The 20,223-nt window shown below is 43.0% G+C and carries 20 protein-coding genes; 11 read left to right on the top strand and 9 right to left on the bottom strand.

The features are described 5' to 3' along the window. Positions 1-56 precede the first annotated feature (56 nt). Positions 57-740: an HAD family hydrolase gene (locus tag ACKTRM_RS06195; protein WP_012117337.1), complete on the bottom strand. Its 684-nt coding sequence runs from the start codon at positions 738-740 to the stop codon at positions 57-59. A 17-nt stretch (positions 741-757) separates the two neighbouring features. Continuing rightward, positions 758-1,519, bottom strand: coding sequence for a DeoR/GlpR family DNA-binding transcription regulator (locus ACKTRM_RS06190; protein ID WP_007407321.1), 762 nt, complete (start codon positions 1,517-1,519; stop codon positions 758-760). 252 nt (positions 1,520-1,771) lie between these two features. On the opposite strand from ACKTRM_RS06190, the gene lacG reads away from it, so the two are divergent. The 9 genes from lacG (at position 1,772) to ACKTRM_RS06145 (ending at position 12,419) form a co-directional block, all read left to right on the top strand. Beyond that, a complete protein-coding gene (lacG, locus tag ACKTRM_RS06185) occupies positions 1,772-3,172 on the top strand; it encodes a 6-phospho-beta-galactosidase (protein ID WP_012117336.1) in 1,401 nt (466 codons plus the stop codon). Between the two features lie 63 nt (positions 3,173-3,235). Then, positions 3,236-3,550: a PTS lactose/cellobiose transporter subunit IIA gene (locus tag ACKTRM_RS06180; protein ID WP_007407323.1), complete on the top strand. Its 315-nt coding sequence runs from the start codon at positions 3,236-3,238 to the stop codon at positions 3,548-3,550. A gap of 11 nt (positions 3,551-3,561) precedes the next feature. Next, positions 3,562-5,259 (top strand): PTS lactose transporter subunit IIBC, encoded by a 1,698-nt coding sequence (locus ACKTRM_RS06175; protein ID WP_012117335.1) that lies wholly within the window; start codon positions 3,562-3,564, stop codon positions 5,257-5,259. A 15-nt stretch (positions 5,260-5,274) separates the two neighbouring features. Then, positions 5,275-6,444, top strand: a complete 1,170-nt coding sequence (locus tag ACKTRM_RS06170) for a galactokinase (RefSeq protein ID WP_012117334.1) — start codon at positions 5,275-5,277, stop codon at positions 6,442-6,444. A 3-nt stretch (positions 6,445-6,447) separates the two neighbouring features. Next, entirely contained in the window at positions 6,448-7,440 is a 993-nt protein-coding gene (galE, locus tag ACKTRM_RS06165; RefSeq protein WP_012117333.1) for a UDP-glucose 4-epimerase GalE, read from the top strand. A 1-nt stretch (position 7,441) separates the two neighbouring features. Continuing rightward, positions 7,442-8,941: a UDP-glucose--hexose-1-phosphate uridylyltransferase gene (galT, locus tag ACKTRM_RS06160; RefSeq protein WP_012117332.1), complete on the top strand. Its 1,500-nt coding sequence runs from the start codon at positions 7,442-7,444 to the stop codon at positions 8,939-8,941. A 51-nt stretch (positions 8,942-8,992) separates the two neighbouring features. Then, positions 8,993-10,105 (top strand): glycoside hydrolase family 53 protein, encoded by a 1,113-nt coding sequence (locus ACKTRM_RS06155; protein WP_012117331.1) that lies wholly within the window; start codon positions 8,993-8,995, stop codon positions 10,103-10,105. A 285-nt stretch (positions 10,106-10,390) separates the two neighbouring features. Continuing rightward, positions 10,391-10,864 (top strand): MarR family transcriptional regulator, encoded by a 474-nt coding sequence (locus tag ACKTRM_RS06150; protein ID WP_012117330.1) that lies wholly within the window; start codon positions 10,391-10,393, stop codon positions 10,862-10,864. Between the two features lie 142 nt (positions 10,865-11,006). After that, positions 11,007-12,419: an MDR family MFS transporter gene (locus ACKTRM_RS06145; protein ID WP_012117329.1), complete on the top strand. Its 1,413-nt coding sequence runs from the start codon at positions 11,007-11,009 to the stop codon at positions 12,417-12,419. Between the two features lie 99 nt (positions 12,420-12,518). On the opposite strand, the gene ACKTRM_RS06140 is transcribed toward ACKTRM_RS06145, so the two are convergent. The 7 genes from ACKTRM_RS06140 to ACKTRM_RS06110 all read right to left on the bottom strand — a co-directional run bounded on the left by ACKTRM_RS06140 (position 12,519) and on the right by ACKTRM_RS06110 (position 17,023). Beyond that, positions 12,519-12,800 carry a putative quinol monooxygenase gene (locus ACKTRM_RS06140; protein WP_007407331.1) on the bottom strand — a complete coding sequence of 94 codons (282 nt, stop codon included), beginning with the start codon at positions 12,798-12,800 and terminating at the stop codon, positions 12,519-12,521. A 121-nt stretch (positions 12,801-12,921) separates the two neighbouring features. Beyond that, positions 12,922-13,842, bottom strand: a complete 921-nt coding sequence (gene bla, locus ACKTRM_RS06135) for a class A beta-lactamase (protein WP_123912803.1) — start codon at positions 13,840-13,842, stop codon at positions 12,922-12,924. Positions 13,843-14,183: 341 nt separating this feature from the next. Next, complete coding sequence (locus ACKTRM_RS06130; RefSeq protein ID WP_012117326.1) at positions 14,184-14,546, bottom strand: hypothetical protein; 363 nt, start codon at positions 14,544-14,546, stop codon at positions 14,184-14,186. A gap of 704 nt (positions 14,547-15,250) precedes the next feature. Further along, positions 15,251-15,949 (bottom strand): hypothetical protein, encoded by a 699-nt coding sequence (locus ACKTRM_RS06125; RefSeq protein WP_012117325.1) that lies wholly within the window; start codon positions 15,947-15,949, stop codon positions 15,251-15,253. Positions 15,950-15,979: 30 nt separating this feature from the next. After that, the gene (locus ACKTRM_RS06120; RefSeq protein ID WP_012117324.1) at positions 15,980-16,153 is read right to left on the bottom strand and encodes a hypothetical protein; all 174 of its coding nucleotides are present in this window, start codon (positions 16,151-16,153) and stop codon (positions 15,980-15,982) included. A gap of 42 nt (positions 16,154-16,195) precedes the next feature. Next, a complete protein-coding gene (locus ACKTRM_RS06115; protein ID WP_012117323.1) occupies positions 16,196-16,426 on the bottom strand; it encodes a hypothetical protein in 231 nt (76 codons plus the stop codon). 48 nt (positions 16,427-16,474) lie between these two features. Then, the gene (locus ACKTRM_RS06110; RefSeq protein ID WP_012117322.1) at positions 16,475-17,023 is read right to left on the bottom strand and encodes a hypothetical protein; all 549 of its coding nucleotides are present in this window, start codon (positions 17,021-17,023) and stop codon (positions 16,475-16,477) included. 560 nt (positions 17,024-17,583) lie between these two features. On the opposite strand from ACKTRM_RS06110, the gene ACKTRM_RS06105 reads away from it, so the two are divergent. Then, entirely contained in the window at positions 17,584-19,422 is a 1,839-nt protein-coding gene (locus tag ACKTRM_RS06105) for a T7SS effector LXG polymorphic toxin (protein WP_012117321.1), read from the top strand. Positions 19,423-19,443: 21 nt separating this feature from the next. Then, positions 19,444-19,779, top strand: coding sequence for a hypothetical protein (locus tag ACKTRM_RS06100; RefSeq protein ID WP_007409072.1), 336 nt, complete (start codon positions 19,444-19,446; stop codon positions 19,777-19,779). Positions 19,780-20,223 lie beyond the last annotated feature (444 nt).

Here is a 20,223-nt window from a genome sequence, read left to right as displayed (position 1 = left end):
TCAATCAAAGGCATATCACATTAAAGTAAAGATCACTCTCAATCCAACTGCATCTCTCAAACAGAATGTCCGGCAATCACCTCAAAAAACGAGGTGAAATCTGTCAGTATCCCGTCATCCGCCAGCTGTTTTTCTTCAAATAGCGCGCGGTTTTTTCCGAGCGGGTCAATGGCCATAATCTTGCCTGCACCTGCTTTTTTCGCCGCTGTGAGCCCCGAAAAGGCATCTTCAATGACTAAGCAATCTCCAGGTCTGAGGCCTAACTTTTCCGATGCGATGAGAAAAATATCCGGCGCCGGTTTTCCGGGGAAGCTCCCGTCATCAAACGTGACTTTGTCAAAATCAAACCACCGATCCAACTGAAAGACGTCAAAGTAAAACTCGACATTTTCCTTTACCGTAGCCGTGGCAATGGTCATTGGCGTTTCTGAATTTTTCAGATGGTTCAATACGCCGGTCAGTCCCTTCGTCAGCTTTAACTCATCTTTGTTTTCAAGGCATAATTCTCTGTAGTAGGCTTCTTTTTCAAAAGACAGCTTCTTGATTTCTTCATTTGTTAAATCGCCGGAAATAAAATACGTCAGGATTTCACTGTTTGTTCTCCCGTGAATGTTCACGAAAATGTCTTCATCAGAAATGGTTTTCGGCGCGTATTTTTTCACCATGAAAAACCATGCTTTTTCGTGCAGATGCGAATCTTGAAACATCGTGCCGTTGAAATCAAAAATAACCCCTTTCATCGAACCGCCCGCCTTTTTTATTTTTTTGCGATTTTGACATCTACATATTGCTCGTAATGAATTTGAACATCTTTCATCACTTTATCATCCGTAATCAGATAATCCATATCATGTAAGTTATAGAACACGTAAAAATCTTCCCGGTTGAATTTTTTATTATCCGCCAGCAAAAATTTCGTCCGCGAATTATTCAGCGCGATTTGATGGGCTTCCCCTTCTTCAATGCTGTAAGAAGAAATCTCATCATTATGTATGCCGTTGGCGCTGATGAAGGCTTTCGTAAAATTGAATTTCTGCAGATTGCCGTTCACGATGGGCCCGACGAAGGCACCGGTATTTTTTCGGAAATCGCCGCCAATCAGGATGGTATCCGCAGTATCACCATGCTTTAAAATATCAAATACGGGATAGTTGTTTGTGATAATCCTGATTCGCTTATGCAGCAGGTGTTTGGCTAAAAGTTCAATCGTCGTGCCGGGCCCTAAAAAAACGGTATCGCCGTCATTTACATATGAAGCTGCGAGTTCCGCGATCTTCCCCTTCTCATCCATTTGAACACCCAGTTTTTCATTATGCGATAATTCGTGATCAATGGAATAAGATATGCTCTGTGCGCCTCCGTGAATACGTACGATTTTTCCGGCCTTATCCAGCTCGTCCAGATCTCTTCTCACTGTCATATCAGAAACATCCAGTTCATCGATAATATCACTCACCGTAATAAACCCCCGCGAGTTTACGATATCGATGATTTTTAAAAGACGCTCTTTTTTTAACATGTTCAATCATCCCCTCAACTTTACACACAATCTAACACACCGCGGCACTCTGGTCAACAAAAACAAACACTAACAAACAACATAATCAACATATAAAACAACGAAAAACTTATAAAACCCCTATGAAAACAGATGTTATTTCTTTATGAAGCTATTGACAACAAAAATGTATGCGTTTACTATTAAACAAAAGATAACAATTACAAACATTAACAAACTTCAATTCCCACATTGGCGAAGGAGGATTCAGTAATGCTCAAATTACCTCATGACTTTATTTTCGGCGGGGCGACTGCGGCATATCAAGCGGAAGGCGCCACAAAAGAAGGCGGCAAAGGGCCTGTGGCCTGGGATGAATTTCTTGAAAAACAGGGAAGATTCAGCCCTGATCCGGCAAGTGATTTTTACCGCCAGTTTCCGGAAGATATTAAACTATGTGAAAAATTCGGAATAAACGGCATCCGCCTTTCTATAGCCTGGACGAGAATTTTCCCTGACGGCACGGGCAAAATCAATCAGGAAGGTGTTGATTACTATCATCGTATTTTCTCAGAGTGCCATAAACGCAACGTCACCCCTTTTGTCACGCTGCATCATTTCGATACACCGAAAGGATTATTTGACCAGGGAGATTTCCTCAACCGCGCTTCAATAGAAGCGTTCGTCAGCTATGCGGAGTTTTGCTTTAAAGAATTCAGCGAAATCAGATATTGGAGCACGTTTAACGAAATTTATCCCACAGCCACCAACCAGTATTTACTCGGGGTTTTCCCGCCATCAATTAAAAGTGATATCACAAAAGTCATTCAATGCCTCCATCACATGATGGTAGCGCATGCGATGACCGTCAATCTTTTTAAAGACGGCGGCTATCCGGGAGAAATCGGTGTCGTCCACTCATTGGAAACAAAATATCCCGCCAGCGACTCAGAAGAAGACCGCCACGCCTGTTTTCTGGATGACGCGTTATCAGTGAGATTTCTCCTCGACGCCACCTACCTCGGCTATTATTCTGAGGAAACCATGCGGGCTCTGGATGAAATCTGTGAGGCAAACGGCGCTTCATACGAGTTTTCAGACAGTGACTTTGACGTGATGAAAAAAGCTTCAACGCGCAATGATTATCTCGGCATCAATCATTATCAATGCCATTTCGTCAAAGCGTACGACGGAGAAACCGTTATTCACCATAACGGAACGGGCGATAAGGGCACTTCGGTCTATAAAGTAAAAGGAATCGGCGAAAGAATTTACAAAGAAGGCCTGAAGCGGACTGATTGGGACTGGCTCATTTATCCTGAAGGCATGTATGACATGCTGATGCGCATCAAACGGGACTATCCGCAATATAACAAAATGTACATTACCGAAAACGGCATGGGCTATAAAGATGAGTTTGAAGACGGCATCATTATGGATAAGGCAAGAATCGACTATTTAAAAGTCTATTTAGAAGCCGTCAGTAAAGCGATTACCGACGGAGTCAATGTAAAGGGGTACTTCTTATGGTCCTTAATGGATTTATTTTCATGGACCAACGGCTACAACAAACGTTACGGTCTTTTTTACGTCGACTTTGACACCCAAAAACGGTATCCGAAAGAATCGGCCTACTGGTACAAACTTGTAAGTGAAACAAAAACAATCATTTAACGATCATACATGGTGAAAAGAGTCTCTTTTCATCATGTGTGCCGTCTTTAGGAGGTTTTTTTCATGACAAAGGAAGAATTGCAGATGCTCGGTTTTGAAATCGTCGCCTATGCCGGCGACGCCAGAAGCACTTTATTGAAAGTCCTGAAAGAAGTCCGTGCCGGAAACTTCGAAAACACGGAAGCAGCATTGAAAAGCGCCGATGAAAATTTAACCCTCGCCCACAATGCGCAAACGAAAATGTTAGCTGAAGAAGCCGACGGCAAGGACATGGAATTAGGATTTATTTTTGTTCACGGTCAGGACCACTTGATGACAACCCTTTTGCTCCGTGATCTTATTCAGGATTTTATAGAACTCTACCGAAGCCGCCGATAAGGAGTGGAAAAATGAACGGTATCATCAAGCAAATCGAAAAGGGAAAACCGTTTTTTGAAAAAATCTCAAGAAACATTTATTTAGGCGCGATCCGCGACGGCTTCTTAACGGCCATGCCTGTTATTTTATTCGCGAGCATTTTCATCCTCACCGCCGCTGTGCCGGAAGTGTTGGGTTTCACTTGGCCTAAAAGTGTTTCTGAATGGCTTTGGAAAGTTTATAACTATTCAATGGGCGCCCTCGGTCTGATCGTTGCGGCAACAAGTGCGAAATGCCTGAGTGAATCAATGAACCGAAAAATGCCGAAAAACAAAGGGATCAACCCCGTTTCAGCGATGCTTGCTTCAGTCGTCGGGTTTCTCATTTTAAGCGTCACTCAAATCGATGGCGGATTCTCCACGGAATACCTCGGCACAAAAGGTCTTTTAGCTGCTTTTGTATCCGCTTTCATAACAGTGAACGTTTACAGATTCTGCGTGCTGAAAAATATTACGATTAAAATGCCTAAAGAAGTACCGGGTACCATTTCACAAACATTTAAAGATGTTTTTCCGTTCGCTTTTTCCGTTTTGGCCATGGTGATCGTTGATTTATTGATCAGGAATACGCTGAACGTATCTTTTGCAGAGGCTCTCTCCTCTCTCTTATCGCCGTTTTTTACCGCCGCAGACGGTTATCTGGGGATTTGTGTCATTTGGGGAATGATGGCGCTGTTCTGGTTTGTCGGCGTTCACGGTCCTTCTATTGTGGAACCGGCCATCGCAGCTATTATTTACGCAAATGTGGAGGCGAACCTTCAGCTCCATAATGCCGGTGAGCAGGCGTCCAACGTGCTGACCGTCGGACTCGGGAACTTCGTCGGCACAATGGGAGGGACCGGCGCAACCCTTGTTGTTCCGTTTATCTTTCTTCTTTTCGCGAAATCCAAGCAATTGAAAGCAGTCGGAAAAGCATCCGCGGTTCCGGTGTCTTTCGCAGTAAACGAACCTCTGCTCTTTGCTGCGCCGATCATTTTAAATCCTTATTTTTTCATTCCGTTTGTTGTAACGCCGATGGTGAATGTCTGTCTGTTTAAATTTTTCGTGGATGTCATCGGAATGAACAGTTTTATGTATGTTCTTCCGTGGGCCACCCCGGCGCCCGCCGGCTTGATTCTCGGAACCGGCATGGGGCTCTCGGCTTTTGTGCTGACGGCTGTATTAATCATTGTCGATTTCCTGATATACCTGCCATTCTGTAAAGCTTATGACAAAGTATTAGCGGCGAAAGAAGCCCAACACACCGAGCCTGAAACCGCGCCGCAAACATTACAGCCCGCCATGGCCGGCGCCTCAGAAGACGCGTCCTCCATCATCAGCACAAATCTTCAGGAATCCTCATCCGCCTTGGAACACAGCACCAATGTGTTAGTGCTGTGCGCCGGAGCGGGAACGAGCGCCATGCTTGCGAACGCACTGACAGAAGGAGCCGAAGAATATAACGTGCCGATTACCGCCTCAGCAGGCGCCTACGGATCCCATTACGACATCATGAAAGACTTCGATATGATCATTTTGGCTCCGCAGGTCGGCTCTTATTACGATGACATTAAAGAAGATGCGGACCGCCTGCAAGTGAAACTCATCGCAACGAAAGGAGCGGAATATATCAGTCTCACAAGAAATTCACAAAAAGCCATTCAGTTCATACTGGAGCATACCTCAAAATAGAATCGGAGGTTTATCATGGATGCCAAACTTTTGAAATCAAGATTCGAAGACATTTTCAAGAGAAGTAACGGAGAACTGTTTTTCGCACCCGGCCGGATCAACCTGATCGGGGAACATACGGATTATATAGGCGGTCACGTTCTTCCATGCGCGATCACGATCGGAACATATGCCGTATGCGCAAAACGCGGAGATCACCAGATCCGGTTATACTCAGAAAACTTTCCTGACAGCGGCATTGTCTGTCTTGATCTTTCCGCCACAGCATACAAAAAAGAAGACGGCTGGGCCAATTATCCGAAGGGGATGATCCATTACCTTCTTAAAGCCGGCGGCCAAATAGACAGCGGAATGGATATTCTTTTTCACGGTACGATTCCAAACGGAGCCGGTTTAAGCTCCTCTGCTTCCATTGAAATGTTAACCGGTTCCATTTTAAAAAAGTTATTCAGCCTGGATGTTTCCGATACTGAACTGGCGCTTATCGGAAAAAGAGTCGAAAATGAATTTATCGGCGTGAATTCAGGCATTATGGATCAATTCGCAGTGCAAAAAGGCAAAAAGAACATGGCCATTCTGTTAAACTGCGATAAGCTTGAGCACGAAATGATTCCGGCTGCTTTTAACGGATATAAAATCGTCATTATGAATACGAACAAGCGCCGGGAGCTGGCCGCTTCAAAATATAATGAACGCCGCAGCGAATGTGACGAGGCTCTTTCAGAACTGCGGCAATATCGGAATATCGCATCACTTGCGGAATTGACGTCAGAAGAATTCAACAAACTCGAATCCCTTCTCTCCTGTGAAACGTTGCGTAAAAGAGCCCGGCACGCGGTCAATGAAAACGAGCGGACCCTCTCAGCCGCGGAGGCTCTCAAATCGAATGATTTGAAAACGTTCGGCGAGCTGATGAATGCGTCCCACCGTTCGTTACGCGATGATTATGAAGTGACCGGTGACGAATTAGACGCGCTCGCTGAAGCAGCCTGGAAAGAAGGAGCGCTCGGAGCACGGATGACGGGCGCGGGGTTCGGCGGCTGCGCCATAGCCATTGTGGAAAGTGAAGAAACCGCCGGCTTTATCCGGGCCGTTTCATCTCACTACCGCAGCAGGACAGGTCTTGAAGCTTCTTTTTACATCGCGGATATAAGCGATGGCGCGGCTGAATGGAGGGAAAAATAAATCATGGCGATTCTCGTTCTCGGCGGAGCCGGCTATATCGGTTCTCATGCGGTTGATCAATTATTAAACAAAGGATTTAAAACGATAGCTGTGGATCATCTGCAGACAGGCCACCGGAAAGCTGTTCATGAAAAAGCAGTTTTTTACCATGGAGATATCCGTGACAAACCGTTTCTTCGCTCTGTGTTTGCGAAGGAGAACGTAACAGGCGTTCTCCATTTTGCCGCTCAATCCCTTGTCGGCGAATCAATGAAAGACCCTCTTTCATATTTCAATAATAATGTGTACGGTACGCAAATTACACTGGAGGTCATGCAGGAATTCGGGGTGAAACACATTGTGTTTTCTTCATCCGCCGCTGTATACGGCGAACCTGAAAAAGTGCCCATCACAGAAGACATGCCGGAAAAGCCGGAAAGCGCATACGGCGAATCAAAACTCATGGCAGAAAAAATGCTGAAGTGGTGTGAAACCGCCTGCGGCATAAAATATGTCTCGCTTCGGTATTTTAACGTTGCCGGCGCGAAAACGGACGGTTCCATCGGAGAAGATCATCATCCGGAAACCCACCTTATCCCTATCCTTTTACAAACCGCGCTCGGTCAGCGCGAGGAGGTTTTGATATTCGGCACTGACTATGATACAAAAGACGGCACGTGCATCCGCGATTATGTCCATGTTTCCGATTTAATCGATGCCCATATTCTCGCTCTGGAATATTTGCAAAACGGCGGAGACAGCGGCATTTTCAATTTAGGATCAAGCAGCGGGTTTTCCGTATCAGAAATGGCCGAAGCGGCCCGGCAAGTGACCGAAAGAGACATAAAAGTAAGAGCGGCCGCAAGAAGACCCGGTGATCCAAGCACCCTCATCGCTTCCAGCGATAAAGCGCGGAACATTCTGGGCTGGAATCCGAAACAAACGGACATATCGGAAATCATTGCGTCAGCATGGAATTGGCATCGGCAACATCCAAACGGATACAAGGACAAATGAAATGGAGGCGGCGGTCATTGAAGTTTTTGAATCAGTGGCAGGGTTTCTGAAAGAAAGCACTGTCTTAGGCGACATAAATGAAACAGATGTGATTTACACAAGAAACAGACTTCTCGATCTGCTCGGACTGACGGATTATGCAGAACCGAAACATATCAAGAAACAAAACAGGCTTCACTATTTGGACGAAATGGTGAAAGACGCGGTAAAACGGTCAATCATAAACGATACGCCGGCTGAAAGAGACATGCTGGGAAGCAGAATCATGGATGTAATCACACCGGCCCCTTCTCTGATCAATGCCGCGTTCAGCGAATTGTTATCAGATTGCCCGAAAAAAGCAACAGATTACTTTTACCGACTGAGCCAAAACAACGACTATATTAAGACGCGGGCCATTCGAAAAAATATCGTGTACCGCTCACCAACACCTTTTGGGGCATTGGACATCACCATTAATTTATCAAAGCCCGAAAAAGACCCTAAAGACATCGCCGCGGTAAAAAACAGTCCGGAACACCGGTATCCGACATGCCTGCTCTGTATGGAAAACGAGGGGTATGCCGGAACACCGCATCACCCCGCCCGTTCAAATCACCGCATCATCAGGCTTGACTTAGCGGGAGAACAATGGGGGTTTCAATACTCTCCTTATGCGTATTACAGCGAGCACGCCATCTTTCTTTCAAGCGTGCACAAGCCGATGAACATCAGCCGTGACAGCTTCAGAAGGCTTCTGGCCATAACGGAAATCTTCCCGCATTATTTCGCGGGATCAAACGCAGACTTGCCGATCGTAGGAGGCTCCATTCTTTCTCACGATCATTATCAAGGCGGCGCCCATGAGTTTCCGATGGCAAAAGCGGGTTCCCTCTATCCTTTTCATATGCGTCATTTTCCAGACGTTCAGGCCGAAGCCGTGAAGTGGCCGGTATCAGTGATCCGCCTTCGCGCAAAAGATCCGGATTTGCTGACAGATGCCGCTGCGTATGTTTTTGAAAAGTGGCGGGAATATTCAGACGAAACCGTCAGCATCATCGCAAAAACGAATGAACCCCATAATACCGTCACCCCAATTGCCAGACGCAGGGGAACGGATTTTGAAATCGATCTCGCTCTCAGAAACAACCGCACCTCCGAAGATTATCCGGATGGCATTTTTCACCCGCATCAAGATGTCCATCACATCAAAAAAGAAAATATCGGTCTGATTGAAGTGATGGGACTCGCCGTTTTACCTCCCCGCCTGAAAGATGAGCTGGCAGAAGTGAAAAAGTATTTACTGAATAAACCTCACGACATCAAAGACATTCATCTTCCGTGGGCCGAAAACATCAAAGCGGATAAAGACGTGACACCGGAGAATGCAGCCGCTGTTTTACAAAAAGAAACCGCGAATGTATTTTTACGCGCGCTGACCGATGCAGGCGTTTTTAAAATGACACCCGAAGGAATTCAGGCGTTTCAGCGTTTCACGACGTTATTGGAGAATGGCAGCTGAAACATTCAGAGTGAAATCAATCAACAATCTTTTTTATCAGGAGGTATTGTGATGTTCAAAAACCGATTGAAACGTGTATTTGTAAACGCAATCTGTCTTTCTCTCATTTTCACTGCTTTTACATTCTTTGAGAAGTCTCCTAAAGCAAAAGCGGAAGCCCCGTTTGCCTATGGCGCTGATATAGGATGGCTGAAACAAATGGAGGACGAAGGTGTGCGCTGGCTGGATGACGGCGGAAAACAGAAAGATGCCTTGCAGATTCTTAAAGATCACGGAATAAATGCCGTGAGACTGAGAGTGTTTGTGAATCCGCCAAGCAGCTATTATTGGCTGAAAGACGGCACAACATGGACCATGCTCGGCTATAGTGACAAAGCGGGCGTACTTGCGGCGGCCAAAAGGGCAAAAGCGTTAGGAATGAAGGTAATGGTTGACTTCCATTACAGTGATGTGTTCGCTGATCCAGGCCACCAGATCAAGCCGAACCAATGGAACGGTTATTCAAACAGCCAGCTGCAGGCAGCCGTGTATAACCATACGTACGATGTCATGAAAGAACTTAAAAATCACGGCATCTCCCCTGATTGGGTGCAAGTAGGGAATGAAATGAATTCAGGAATTTTACTGCCCGACGGCAGCACGAACGATTTCAGCAAATTGACCGGCTTACTGAACAAAGGCTATGACGCCGTGAAATCCGTCAGCCCGGCCACCAAGGTCATCAGCCATTTGGCACACGGCACGGACAACAGCCTATTCAGATGGTGGTTTGATCAATTCTTTAAAAATGGAGGAAAAACCGACATCATCGGCGTTTCATTCTATCCCTATTGGGAAGGTAAGCCGTACTGGGAGCTCACCGGCCATTTATCATCTAATTTGAATGACATCGCCTCACGCTACAACAAGGAAGTCATGGTGGTTGAACTGGGCGGAGATGAAAATAATCCGAAAGATTCCTACTGGACCATAAAAGACACCATAAAACTGGTGAAAGCCGTTCCGAACGGCAAAGGAACCGGCGTATTTTACTGGGAGCCCGAAGCTCACTCCAGCGTTCTGTCAGACGCGTACCCATTAGGCGCAACCGCCAAAGTGTCTAAAAACGTCTTGAAATACACAACCGCAATCGACGCTTTTCATGATGCCGCAACAGGAAAATGATTGATGCGAATCTCAAGCAGGCTCATTGCGCAGCCTGCTTTTTGATAAGGCTGTAGTGTTGGCCTGTTATGAAAAAGAGCAAGTAACGAATACGGAAAGAAAAATACTCGAAGACCCACGTTTCGGTTAAAAAGCCGCTTTTTAAATAGAATACTTCTTCTCGTCCCCCTCCTTCTTATTTCTGCGCACTATCTCTCAGTTCCTAAATAATAACTTTACGATTGTTGAAAAAGAAACAAACATTTTATAATATTGTGTAAGCACCACCGAGCAGGAGGACGGGACATGGACAAAAAAGAACAGCTCCTCACGGATTTCAGGGACTTTTTTAACAAGATGGTGTGGCTGAATAGGCTGAAGATGGAAGAAAGCCTTAAGGGGCATAAACCTTCTGAAGTGCATTGCATCGAATTCATCGAAAAAATTGAAGACGCCAATGTGACTAAACTTGCGGAGTCCCTTTATATGACAAGAGGCGCCATAAGTAAATTAACGAAAAAGCTTATCAATAAAGGCCTTATCGAAAGCTATCAGAAGCCGCTTAACAAGAAAGAAATCTATTTCAGGCTTACTGAGCAAGGAAAAGTCATTTATAAAATTCACGAGGAATTGCATAAAGAGTTTCAAGAACGGGACAAAATCGTGTTTGAACAAGTAACTGATGAACAATTTGACACGATGCTGAACTTCGTGGAAACATACAGCAGGCATTTGGATTCAGAAATAAAGAAACTTGGTGCAGACTTGAAATCGGAATAAATATGAATAAAACCATAGGCAGCCCTGCTCCATGAAAACGGGCTGCCTTTTTATATCCCTCTTATTGTTGACAAAGAAACAAAATTACTCTATTATTTTGTTGACAAGGAAACAAAGACAGCAATTTTGAGAGGAGAGTAATATGTCAACACATAAAAGAAAGGAACTTCGGGTGCCAAAAGAAGTTCTCACAGCCGCCTGGGCTATTGCACTGGGAGCAATCGCTCCAATGCTTGACTCTACGATGGTAAACATCGCCATCGGCAAACTGACCAAAGACTTCAACACGACATTGGATACCATTCAGTGGTCCGTTACAGGCTATGTCTTAGCACTTGCGATTGCAGTACCCGTATCCGGCTGGCTTATGAATAAATATAACGGTAAGAAAATCTTCATCGGCTCAGTCATCGCCTTTGGTGTCATTTCTGTTTTTGCGGGGATGAGCCGTGACGTTTCCAGCTTCATCTTCTTCCGTTTGCTTCAAGGATTCAGCGCCGGCATTATAACTCCGCTTATGTCAACACTCTTGGTTAAAACGGCAGGTCCGGAAAACCTGGGAAAAGTGATGGCAATCGTCAGCACCCCTATGATCTTCGGCCCGATCTTAGGACCTGTCATCGGAGGCTTCATCGTCCAAGGCGCTTCATGGCATTGGATTTTTTACATCAACGTGTTCATCGTTTTGATTGCTGCACCGCTTATGATGAAGACCATTCCAGACTTTGAACCATTCAACAAAGATCGTAAACTCGATATTTTCGGGATTATCAATTTGTCATTAATGAGCGCGGCATTGATTTACGGTATTACGAAAGCGGCGGATCATGCATCATTTAACAATAGCGACACCATTTTATGGGCGGGCATCGGTCTTGTTTCAGCAGTCATTTATCTTGTATATAATCTGATCAAGAAAAACCAAACCGTGCTGCCTATGAATTTGTTTGCAAACAAGAGCTTCTTATCATCTTCGATCGGGTTGTTCTTAGCGAATGTGGCCATCATGGGGCCGATGTTAATACTTCCGCTTTTTTTTCAAAACATTCGTCAGTTCACGGCAGTCGGAGCAGCACTCGCTTTAATCCCTCAAGGAGTCGGAATGCTCGTGACTCGTCCGCTGATCGGAAAAATGATTGATAAGATCGGTGCGAAATACGTGGTTACGGTCAGTCTTGTTCTTTCGCTGATCGGATCGATCCCGCTTATTTTTATCACCGATAACACAAGTATGATTTGGATTTCCGTCGTATTATTTATCCGCGGCACCAGTTTTGGAGGAATTATGCTCCCATTGATGAGTGACGCTTATACAGGCCTTGACAGCAAACAGCTTCCGGAAGCAGGTGTCGGTATTCATATGATTGAAAACCTCGGTTCCAGCTTTGGGTCAGCTGTGATCGCAACCGTTACCGCAACTGTCATACAAGGATTGCATCCGACGATTTCGAACAGTTTAAAAGGCTACCATGCCGGATTCTTAGTATCCGTCATCATCCTTGCGGCCATCTTCATTCCAAGTCTGTTCCTTACCCATAAAAAGACTGCGATATAAAGAACTTTTTAAAGTAAAAAACCCTTGCACAGCAAGGGTTTTAGTGAATGAAACTGATGATGGTTGCCGGCAAAGTCAGCCAACAATAGACAAAGCCTTTTACTCATTCACATTGCTTTTCATTAACCATTCTACTTCCGTTAATTCTTGTTTTTGAACGTCTTTTGTATGTTTTTTCGTAAAATGGACTTTAACAGCTTCTTCGTTTTCCCAAATCTCCCAAAGCATGATTTTGCGTTCTGATGGTTCGAGCGGATAAGCATGGAACTGAATACAGCCTTCTTCTTTGTTCGTTTCTTCCTCAAGTTTTTTGAACTCTTTCATTATTTCATTAAGGTCTTTATCACTGATGATTTTTAAGCATGCCGTTATGTAATGCATCGAAAATCCCCCTCTTCCCATCTTTTTATGGCTTTACATTATAACATGTATCGAAAAACGAAACCGGCATACCGCATTCTCAACATATAAAAAACCGTCCATAAAAAATGAACGGCAATGTTTATTTAAGATCATTAAGAACGACTTTTGCAGCCTCAGCGATAAGAGCATTATTATAATTGGCATCTTCCGTAAACCGGTTTGACAGGATTGCCAAAACAATTGGGGCTCTGTCAGGCGGCCAAACGATCGCAATGTCGTTTCGTGTGCCGTAGCTTCCGGCTCCGGATTTATCGCCGACTTCCCATCCTGCAGGAGCGCCTGCCCGAATCAGTTCGTCGCCGGTAGCGTTGCCCCGCATCCAATCTGTTAAAATCGTGCGCTTGTCAGCCGTGAGAGTGTTACCCAAAGCGAAAGTCTTAAGGTCAGTCGCCAGTGCTTTTGCGGTGCTTGTGTCACGACGATCCCCAGGAATCGCAGAGTTTAGATCCGTCTCGAACCGATCAGCTTTTGTTACATGATCCCCAATCTGTTTCAGTGATTTTTCAAAACCTTTGGGGCCGCCAAGCTGCTGCAGCAATAGGTTCCCGGCGGTATTATCGCTGTAACGGACAGCGGCTTCTGAGATTTCTTTCAGGCTCATGCCTGTATCCAGGTGTTTTTCTGTGATTGGGGAATATGTAACTAAATCGTCTTTGCTGTAGCGGATGATGGCATTAAGTTTTTCATTTGAGCTTGTCTTCAGAACAGCAGCGGCAGCCAGAACTTTATAGGTTGATGCGTAAGCAAACCGTTCATTCGGCCGATAGGCGATTGTCTTGTTTGAACCTGTATCAATCGCATAAACCCCAAGCCTGGCATCAAATTTTTTCTCAAGCTGAACAAATTTTTGATTCGTTATACAGCTTGTCATTTTTGTGTTTTCTATAGATTTCGCTTCAGCATGCGCTGAGCCGAATAAAGGGTTGAAACCGGTAAAGCTTAAACATAAAAGTCCAATGCATATTCCAAATTGTATTCTCGCTTTATTTTTCACATCCAGACCTCCTCATTAAAATGATTTTGTATACATCTTCTAATTAACATTACAAACAGGATGAAAGTCAATATATTTCCTTTGAGCTGTTTTCCGTGACAGTTAAGAAACCAGCTCAAATTTTAATTGAAAACACCCCTGAATCTCTTCAATGGATAGTGTTTCTTCCGGCAGATATTTCGAGAAGAACCTGTGCGATACAGCGTTTGATTTCTTGCTTGAGCCCCGGCCGCTCTACCCGGATTCATTTTGCCATCTGGACCATGCGGCGGAAGCAGGCGGCGCAACGGCCGCCGCTCCCATAAGTAAAACAACTGATAAATGATTGACTGAATCGTTTTTCACCGTCATTGCTTCCCCTGTTTTTTGTATTCTGCGATTTCCTTAGGGGTAGCCTTCCTGACTCCGTCTGTGTCTGTCCTGTTTGCCACTTGAGCGCCTTCCATGTTTTTTATCTCGCTGACTACTCCCAAATGCTCTAAATACACATGATCACCAATCTTGAAACGATTCAGTTTGGCCCGCTCCTCTGTCATACTCCTGTATTCAGTCGCGGCTTTCATTTTTAATTCAGCCAGACACATTTGACAAAGGGTTACTGTTACAGAATTGCCGTTAAAATCAGTAAACGAAACCGCTCTGACAGATTCCTTTTCCGGGTGCATCGTGCATGTTTTCTTCATAGGTGATGGCCGTGTAAATTCAATCATTCCGCTTCCTCCTCAAAAAAGTCGCTTCGTCCCTCTGACGTAACAGCAGATGAATGGGAAGTTCCATGCACCCGCATTCAAACCGTCACGACACATGGAGATTTCCTTTCCTTCGCCGTCTGACGGATATTCATCCATCCTGCATAGCTGTAAGCCTATATTTCTTTATATTCCCAATGCTTGCCGCACTTCCCTGTTAAGATGAAGTTTCTAAAGCTGTTGACCAGTTGCCGCATGTTGGTTCCATGTGAAAAGCCGTTTGGGCAGCCGTATCCAATTCATACGGGTGAATTTCAGCCCTCTAATATGTGTGTATGCTTTGTAAAGGAGGTGCGTCACATGATGTTCTAACAACCGATTCAACCTAAACAAAGTGATTTAGTCGACAAAAAGATTGCCGATAGCAAAAAGAACGGTGAATCTAAAAACGATTGATCTTTCTGAATATGAATTGCTAGTCAACGCATATTCCAAATTAATAAGATAAATAAAATAGACCCCCTCAAAATGGTGAGGGGGCCTGTGGCCGATATTTCTTTATTGAACTAATTAATTATAAAATAAGGAACATATTCAGCTTGATGCAGGGTGATCACATATACCAGTGTGGCACATATGGCCAACAAAATCAGGCCGGCTAGGTATCTTATTACCATCGAAATCTATCTCCCCTTGCGATTAAAAATCAAACATGCTTGCAATTGCTATTTTTCGTAATAATAAGATTTTACCCAAGGATAGATTCTGCCCTTATTTTCACACCATTCAACAAATCCCTTTGATTGTTTTTCTTTAAACAACATCCAGTCATTCAACAAATCTTGATAATAGTTAAGTTGTTCGTTATTGCTTTTTCTTGTTTGTTGACAGTCTACCTTGTTGTTCAACTGCCGGGACTTGGTAAGAAGTGCTTGATCTTCTTTAATATCGCCAAGATATAAATCTTCGGATATGTGATGAAAGGAATACCACAAGGCGTTTAAATGAATATCGATTAACGTTAATAAAGATAGTTGTTCATTACTTCCACCTAGTCTAAGTGCATTATTCAAGTAATCGACACGGTTTTCAGCATTTAAAAACACACCATACCACCTGTATGGTCTTGGATCTTCGGGGTTAGTCTTCATCCACGCTTCAAGCAAAGGCTTTAAAAGATCCATTTCTAAAGGGTGAACAAGTATATGGTGAATATCATCTGATGTTTCTAATAAAGCAAATAGCCAACAAGCAAAATTCTGTTGTGCATGATTATCCCACGTTTCGGCTTCATCGATAAACGAAGATAATGCTTTAAAGGATTCTTTACGTAACCCTTTATCTTTGAGAGAGCAAAACTTTTCAAATAATGGGTATTCATCCAATCTGTCATTTTTTAAGATATTAGTTAAGACATCTATCATGATTCACATCTCTCTTTGCCTAGAATAAACTTAAACAATTTGAAACACGGCATACAATGCAACTTCAGCTACAAGCAAATAAATCATATATCTAGCATAATTTAATACATCTTCATCAGTATTTTTCTCTTTTTTAAAAGTCCATGCAAATAAACCTAATACAGTTGCCACTAATGCGATTTCAATTATTGTTAATATTGACATACCTTCCTCCTAAAAAAGGCGAGAGTTCCTTATGATGCATATTTACTTAGTTTCTTCAAAAGAATAATGACAATAAACTGAGTTGCTTTCTTCATATCTAATATATGTATCTTGGGTTAAGAACTTTGTATAGCCGGCTGTTTTGAGTATCGCTTTACTCATCATGAGCATATCCTCCTGGATATCATAATCTGTTTGAATATCCAAATTAACTTTAAATGCTGCATGTAACTCAAAGAACGAATCGTCAAATTTAAATTTCAAAATTTTCATTGCGATCCCCCGATCTGTTTCATTGAAATGCGTCAATTTAGACTAAAACTATAAATCAACCTCAATCGCCTTTTCATATGCCGAATGGAAAATTATTTTGTTATCTTTCCATTCGGCATTACCTGCTCCTAACACATCAAGGTCGTCTTCACCCTCGGTATTTCGGGTCATAATATATACAGTGTCCTTATTCACTTTTCTCATTAAACCAGGGTATAAACTAGGAACATGCACATAAAAATCGTAAAAGTGATTCGTTTCCCCTAAGGTGGCGTTTCTATGTTCTATTGTTACTGTTACATTTTTAGCTGGCGAAGAAATGGTACCGTATGAATCACCAGTTGCAGCCAACAATGCAACTATAAGTACTACTGGAATTGTTATACAAATTACATATAATTTCAGTATTTTATACCTTCGAGCTAACACAAAAAATCCGACTAAAGTAAGCAGTACAGGGAAAATATAATTTGTTTCCACCACAAAGCTTAAGTAATAACCATCATGAGACATTAAGAAAACAGTTAAATCAAATGCTAAAACCAATACAAAGAAGATTGTTGCTCCATTTATTTTGCGTAATATTTTGTTTACCATAATCATTGCCCCCGTTCATACACCGCACTCGATCATTCGCGATCTGCAGCCTTAGAGTTGCATTATAGCAAAGTAAAAGGGGCGTCAGTAATAAAGACAGAACAAAAAGACTTATACAAATTTAATCTCTTCATTTAATTCAGAATTATTTTATCTTATAAAAACTTTCCATTTCTTCATGTTCATCACCTTCAATGAGTTCAAAGCTGCCTGGTACATTATACATTATTTTCCGTTAATCTATCAATTCCGGTTAATACCTCACCATTACCTTGCATCATCATCTATCACACACCATAATTCATTATCTAATAATACGTTCCAACTTTTCCAACCCGCTTAATCTTTCCAATTCAATTAATTCAAATGCTGCCGAGTAATTCCCTGCCCTCCGGTTTCTCACCCATAGCCTCTCTTCTCAAATTCTTAACCACACAAGATTAAGGACAAAGACTCAGGTCAAATTATTCATTTCCTTCTCCTTGATCACACATTGTTCTGTTTCTTCATTCCTCCATGGTAAAATCTTGTTAAAGTATTTCGAATGAAAGGATATGGTCATGAAAGTTTTCGAAGCAACCACCCTGCTGGCCGCTGCCAAACAGCGCGCGGGTGAATACAAAGAACTGCGCGGCCAGATGGTCAATCTAAAAAAAGCGTTTCAAGGTATGGCTGATCTTGGTGACAATGATTTCTCAGGCCGGGGCGCCAATAACATCAAATCTTTTTTCAAGGATCACGCCGGCGTCACAGACAGCTGGCTTGATCTGATCGATATGAAAATCGCATTTCTCACAAGCCTTCCCGGCAAGGTCGAAGATGCCGGACTTTCCAATTCGCATGTGGAGGAATCGTTTCTTGAGCACGAGCTCACCCACGCCCTCAGTAAATCAAAGGCGATTATGGAAGAGCAGAAAAAGGACATGCGCTCCATCCTCGGTGAGATCGATGACATCATCTCGCTTGATCTGTTTTCAACGGAAAGCACAGATCAGAAGCTTTCTTCAGCTGACAAAAAAAGAAGCGAAACGATACATAAGCTCGACAAGCTTGATCACGATTTAACAAAGGAATACACAGAAACCGAAGCGAACGAACAGTTCATCCAAGCCGACTTTGAGCAGCTCCAAAACGCCACGGGCACAGGAAAAAGCGCAACTCCGCTTCACTACAATGCCAAGGCGTACCGAGAAAGCGACATCCATAAGAAGAAAGGCGAGATTGCAAGACATTCGGATGCTTATTTGACGATTAAAAAGGAAGAAGCGAAAGAGCGGGAAATCAAGGATCTGAAGAAAAAGCTGGCCGATGGTGTCACCGATCCGGATGAGTATTTGGAAATCGCGAAGAAAATCGGCTATGAAAACCTTGAACCTGCACAGGTGCAATATGTGATGCAGCTTGAACAAGCAAAGCAGCTCGAAGAAGTCGGAGAAACAGTTTGGGATATCGTCAAAGGAATAGGCGTCGGCCTTTATGATGTCGGGAAAGACACCATAACAGGCGTCAAAGATCTCGCTGTCGGCGCATGGGATTTTTACCATCTCTCTGATGAACAAAAAGTCGCTAAAACCATATCGGCCGTATTGAACACACCCTCCTACGCAAAAATCATATGGACAAACCTGGCGGATTCATGGAATGATAAAATGGTTAACGGGGATGCGTATTCAAGATCACATTACATCACCTACGCCATCGGGAGCATTGTGGGACTCAAAGGTTCCGGCTCAGCTGTAAAAGTAACAAGCAAGCTCGCAAAAACAGGCGCCGCCAAAGTGGATAACGTCTTGGAAGCCGGAGAAAAAGCGGCTGTAAAACATGTAAAAACCGGGATTGAAAAAGGAAAAGACTATATCAATTCCGTTTCGAAAAACAAGTACGAACCCGCGCTTGCCGGAATAGCACAGGATATTGAAAATACTCACAATGTGAAGAATACGCCTTTGCTGAAAAGTATTATTGAAGAGCAGAAAGAGAGTGTTCACAGTAAATCTGTGACTTCAAATTTTAGTACAGGAAAAAGCAAGTATACCACAGGTACAATGAAACATATTTATCATGGAGAAGTTAATAAACGCGGTAAAGCAGTTGGCTACCACCATGAAAGCATGATGGGTGGGAAGATTATACCAGGTACAGAAAAGAAACCTGACAAAAATGGAGTGTATATGGCGAAAGTTGAAGTCGGGTCTGTAAAAAAGATAGCGGATTCAAGTTTCTTTCCAAGAGAATGGAACCGCGCCGATGTATTAAAAGCAATTGACGAAGCTTATCATACTAGAAAACAAGTACGTTCAAATAAGTATAGGGGAGTCACTTCAACAGGAATTAAAATTGAAATGTATTTAAATAGTGACGGAACAATAGCAACAGCATATCCGTTATATAAAAAATAATCTTAAAGGTGACCGTGACACATGAAATATTCATACAGGTTTGATAAAGATCCATTTGGTGATATAAAAATAGTTTTACCAGAAGAAATCAGTCTTTTCTCTGACTTCATTGAAAATATTACAACAATAGAACAAACTGATGAGTATATAGAATACATCCAGAATGTTTTAAATGGGATACATGAGGATTTTGAAATTGATTTAAATGGGATAAGTGTATTGATAAAAAAAGATGTTACCGATGTTGAAAACCCTTTTTTAATCGACGACCCTTATAAAAACTCAATAGAAACAGACCAATTTAAAGAGTTGTTATTAATATGGAGAAATAAAATTCCTGAGATATTTAAAGATTAAGTACATTCATTATTCTACGAGCCGGTATTCAAATTTCCCAGTGGACCAAAATATTAAAGCCTTTCTCATAAGAGAGGGGCTTATATAGTGCGTGATATTTGAGTAACATGTCAGACAGCACTTGCCGAAAAGGTCGGAAAGTATAGTTCTGTTCTGAGTGATCCAAAAAACATTAGTAAAATAAAAAAAGGGCTCTCTAATCCTGATAGTAGACCTCCTAATGCCTTAAACAAGTTACAGAACAAATAAAACAACACATTGAATCCCTCAAGATAAAAGAAAGCCCTTCTCTTATGAGAAGGACTTTATCTATGTTTTCAATAGGATAGACTGTCTTCAGTCCGTAGAAAAGCACATCGAGGTTGCTCGTAGTCTTCCGTAAAGTACGTTCCTTTTTGACGCGTTTTCCTTTTCTATTTGCGGACATATTACCGCCTCCATTCG

Source organism: Bacillus sp. D7-8 (assembly GCF_052055895.1).
Lineage (GTDB): Bacteria > Bacillota > Bacilli > Bacillales > Bacillaceae > Bacillus > Bacillus velezensis.
Note: the sequence above shows the minus strand (reverse complement) of the source record. Positions and strands in the feature narration are given on the sequence as shown.

Excerpts from the sequence above, each read along its gene's own strand:
- ACKTRM_RS06195 (WP_012117337.1), bottom strand. The coding sequence starts at position 740 with ATGAAAGGGGTTATTTTTGATTTCAACGGCACGATGTTTCAAGATTCG.
- ACKTRM_RS06150 (WP_012117330.1), top strand. The coding sequence starts at position 10,391 with ATGGACAAAAAAGAACAGCTCCTCACGGATTTCAGGGACTTTTTTAAC.
- ACKTRM_RS06115 (WP_012117323.1), bottom strand. The coding sequence starts at position 16,426 with ATGAAAATTTTGAAATTTAAATTTGACGATTCGTTCTTTGAGTTACAT.
- ACKTRM_RS06100 (WP_007409072.1), top strand. The coding sequence starts at position 19,444 with ATGAAATATTCATACAGGTTTGATAAAGATCCATTTGGTGATATAAAA.
- ACKTRM_RS06190 (WP_007407321.1), bottom strand. The coding sequence starts at position 1,519 with ATGTTAAAAAAAGAGCGTCTTTTAAAAATCATCGATATCGTAAACTCG.
- ACKTRM_RS06170 (WP_012117334.1), top strand. The coding sequence starts at position 5,275 with ATGGATGCCAAACTTTTGAAATCAAGATTCGAAGACATTTTCAAGAGA.
- ACKTRM_RS06125 (WP_012117325.1), bottom strand. The coding sequence starts at position 15,949 with ATGATAGATGTCTTAACTAATATCTTAAAAAATGACAGATTGGATGAA.
- galT (WP_012117332.1), top strand. The coding sequence starts at position 7,442 with ATGGAGGCGGCGGTCATTGAAGTTTTTGAATCAGTGGCAGGGTTTCTG.
- galE (WP_012117333.1), top strand. The coding sequence starts at position 6,448 with ATGGCGATTCTCGTTCTCGGCGGAGCCGGCTATATCGGTTCTCATGCG.
- lacG (WP_012117336.1), top strand. The coding sequence starts at position 1,772 with ATGCTCAAATTACCTCATGACTTTATTTTCGGCGGGGCGACTGCGGCA.
- ACKTRM_RS06130 (WP_012117326.1), bottom strand. The coding sequence starts at position 14,546 with ATGATTGAATTTACACGGCCATCACCTATGAAGAAAACATGCACGATG.
- ACKTRM_RS06110 (WP_012117322.1), bottom strand. The coding sequence starts at position 17,023 with ATGGTAAACAAAATATTACGCAAAATAAATGGAGCAACAATCTTCTTT.
- ACKTRM_RS06120 (WP_012117324.1), bottom strand. The coding sequence starts at position 16,153 with ATGTCAATATTAACAATAATTGAAATCGCATTAGTGGCAACTGTATTA.
- ACKTRM_RS06175 (WP_012117335.1), top strand. The coding sequence starts at position 3,562 with ATGAACGGTATCATCAAGCAAATCGAAAAGGGAAAACCGTTTTTTGAA.
- ACKTRM_RS06145 (WP_012117329.1), top strand. The coding sequence starts at position 11,007 with ATGTCAACACATAAAAGAAAGGAACTTCGGGTGCCAAAAGAAGTTCTC.
- ACKTRM_RS06180 (WP_007407323.1), top strand. The coding sequence starts at position 3,236 with ATGACAAAGGAAGAATTGCAGATGCTCGGTTTTGAAATCGTCGCCTAT.
- ACKTRM_RS06155 (WP_012117331.1), top strand. The coding sequence starts at position 8,993 with ATGTTCAAAAACCGATTGAAACGTGTATTTGTAAACGCAATCTGTCTT.
- ACKTRM_RS06105 (WP_012117321.1), top strand. The coding sequence starts at position 17,584 with ATGAAAGTTTTCGAAGCAACCACCCTGCTGGCCGCTGCCAAACAGCGC.
- ACKTRM_RS06140 (WP_007407331.1), bottom strand. The coding sequence starts at position 12,800 with ATGCATTACATAACGGCATGCTTAAAAATCATCAGTGATAAAGACCTT.